Raw genomic sequence first — 2,415 nt, 5'->3', positions numbered from 1 at the left:
CGACGCCCTGTTCGGTGAGCCGGGCCGCAACGTGATCGACTGGAAGCTGATCGCGACCCACTTCAAGGACCTGATGCGGGTGACCGTCTCGGTCCGCGAGGGCGCCATCTCCTCCACCCTGCTGCTCAAGCGGCTGCGCTCCGGCTCCCAGAAGAACGCCACCTACACCGCCTTCCGCGAGGTCGGGCGGGTGATCCGTACCGTCCAACTGCTCCGGTTCCTCTCGGACGCGCCGCTGCGCGGCAGGGTGACGGCCGCGACCAACAAGGTCGAGGCATTCAACGGCTTCAGCGACTGGGTGCGGTTCGGCCAGCGCGGCACCGTGACGCGCAACGACCCGGTCGAGCAGGAGAAGGACGTGAAATTCACCTCTCTGCTCGCCAACCTGCTGATCTTCCACAACACCCTGGACATCGCGGACGTGGTGCGGCAGTTGGAGGCCGAGGGCGAAGTGATCGACCCGCTGGACCTGGCCCAGATCTCGCCGTACCTGACGGAGCGCGTCAACCGGTTCGGCGTCTACTCGACCCACGAGATAGGCATCACCCCGGAGGACTACGACACCCGCCTCGATGTCGACTTCAGCGTGCTGGACGACGACCAAGTCCCGGCCGCGTGATCGTGCGGCGCCCCGGAGAACAGCCGACCTCGACGGCCCCTCTTCGACGTTGGGCCTTCCGGAGCACACCGACCGCGTGCGCACGCGGTAGCGGGGCCTGGCTCATCGCGTCCCCAACCTGACGGGTCAGTACACCTCGGGCGCTACCTGTTCAACATCAAGGCGAGAGGGCCCGGCCAGGGCCTGCGCCCGCTGCGCGACCCGAACGTGTCCGAGGACGGCGACGAGGGCGGTGAGTGAGCCGCCCCAGGCTTATCGCCAGGCCCGGGTCGGTGGCGCGCTCATTGCCGCCGTCAGGAACGTGATCGCCCAGCGCCGGGCCTCCTCGCCTTCCGTCGCCGTCGGGCAGGCAGCGGAGGGCCGGTTGTAGACCTCGACGCGGTCCACGGCCGTCACGGCGAGGATCCCCCGCATCCGGAACAACAGCTCCTGTGGGGCAAGGCCGGGCAGTGCGCGCGCGAAAGCCGCCAGGTAGCGCTCGCCGACCGTGTCCTCGTCCGGGCCGGTCCAGCTGCGCGCCTCCTCGGCCGGGTCGCTGAGGATCGTCACGATCAGCCGGGACGTCCGGGCTCCGCTCTCATCGCCAGCGGGCATCCCGTCGAAGAGCGGCCCTGCGAATGCTTCCACCAGTTCGGCGACCGACGGGTCCGGAGTCCGGGCGAGGAGTTCGTCGAGCCCGGCGCTCTGGGCGGCGATGATGGGCTCGGTCACGCGGCGGGCGACCGCGGCCAGGAGTTCCGCCTTCGAGCCGAAGTGATAGCCGACGGCGGCCAGGTTCGCTCCGGCGAGGTCGGTGATCGCGCGGACCGAGGTGCCGCGGTATCCGTGCTCGGCGAAGAGGCGTTCGGCCGCGTCGAGGATCTTGGTCCGGGTATCGGGTAGCGCCATATGCCGTACTATACAGACGTTCGATTCAAACGAACGTTTAACTCAGCTCGGAGAGGTTGCCATGAAACTGCTCGTGTACGGCGCCGGGGTCTGCGGCAGCCTGTTCGCCGCCCGCTTGCACGAGGCCGGGCTCGACGTCTCGCTCCTCGCCCGGGGCGAGCGTCTGACCTCCCTGCGCGGGCACGGCGTGCAGCTCGCCGAGGAAGACAGCCCTGCCGTCAGGCGGGTACCCGTACCGGTGGTCGAGCACCCGGCCGGCGCGTACGACCTGACCGCCGTCCTTGTCCGCACCCATCAAGTCGACGCGGTGCTGGAGTCACTCGCCGGCCTCGAAGGCGACGTGCTGTTCCTGCACAACTGGGCGGCCGGCGCGGAGCCGCTGGGCGTGGCGATCGGCCACGAGCGAGTGCTGCTCGGCTTCCCGGCACTGGGCGGCACGATGGACGGCGACGTAGTCCGCTACCGCGCGACCAACTTCATGACCAGCCGGGTCCCGATGCCGATCGGCGAACCCGACGGCCGGACCACCCCGCGCCTGGAGCGGATCGTCCGGGAGTTCCGCACCGCCGGGATCAAAGCCAAGGCCGAGCCGCGGATGGATGCCTGGCTCAAGACACACGCCGCGTTCGAGGTACCCCTCGGGCAGGCGGTGCACGCGGCGGGCGGCCCGGTAGCGCTGGCCGACGATCCCGACGCGGTCGGCGGCATGCTCCACCTCATGCGGCAGAACCTGGCCGCCCTGCCGACCCCGCCGGTCCCCCGCGCGTTTCTCGCACTGCAGACCCTGCCGGAAGGGCTGCTCGTGGCCCTGCTGCGGCGCTTCCTGCGCAGCCCAACGGCCGTACACAGCGGGCTCAGCGACGTCTCCCCTGCGACGGCGGCCGAACTAGGGCGGCTGGCAGAACAGA

The 2,415-nt window shown here is 70.1% G+C and carries 3 protein-coding genes; 2 read left to right on the top strand and 1 reads right to left on the bottom strand.

What is annotated here, in order from left to right; all coding sequences use genetic code 11:
- Nucleotides 1–619 (top strand): Tn3 family transposase (locus EF387_RS46345; protein WP_155589855.1); only part of this gene is annotated, 619 nt, incomplete at its 5' end.
- Nucleotides 620–871: 252 nt separating this feature from the next.
- On the opposite strand, the gene EF387_RS46335 is transcribed toward EF387_RS46345, so the two are convergent.
- Nucleotides 872–1,507, bottom strand: a complete 636-nt coding sequence (locus EF387_RS46335; protein WP_128382572.1) for a TetR/AcrR family transcriptional regulator — start codon at nucleotides 1,505–1,507, stop codon at nucleotides 872–874.
- Nucleotides 1,508–1,568: 61 nt separating this feature from the next.
- Here EF387_RS46335 and EF387_RS46330 point away from each other — a divergent pair.
- Nucleotides 1,569–2,415 (top strand): ketopantoate reductase family protein (locus EF387_RS46330; protein ID WP_155589854.1); only part of this gene is annotated, 847 nt, incomplete at its 3' end.

Source organism: Streptomyces cavernae (assembly GCF_004023625.1).
In the GTDB taxonomy this organism is placed as follows: Bacteria; Actinomycetota; Actinomycetes; order Streptomycetales; family Streptomycetaceae; genus Streptomyces; species Streptomyces cavernae.
This window is presented reverse-complemented; position numbering and strand designations above follow the sequence as displayed.

Bases quoted from the DNA above. Each gene is read 5' to 3' on its own strand.
- EF387_RS46335 (WP_128382572.1), bottom strand. From the start codon at position 1,507: ATGGCGCTACCCGATACCCGGACCAAGATCCTCGACGCGGCCGAACGC.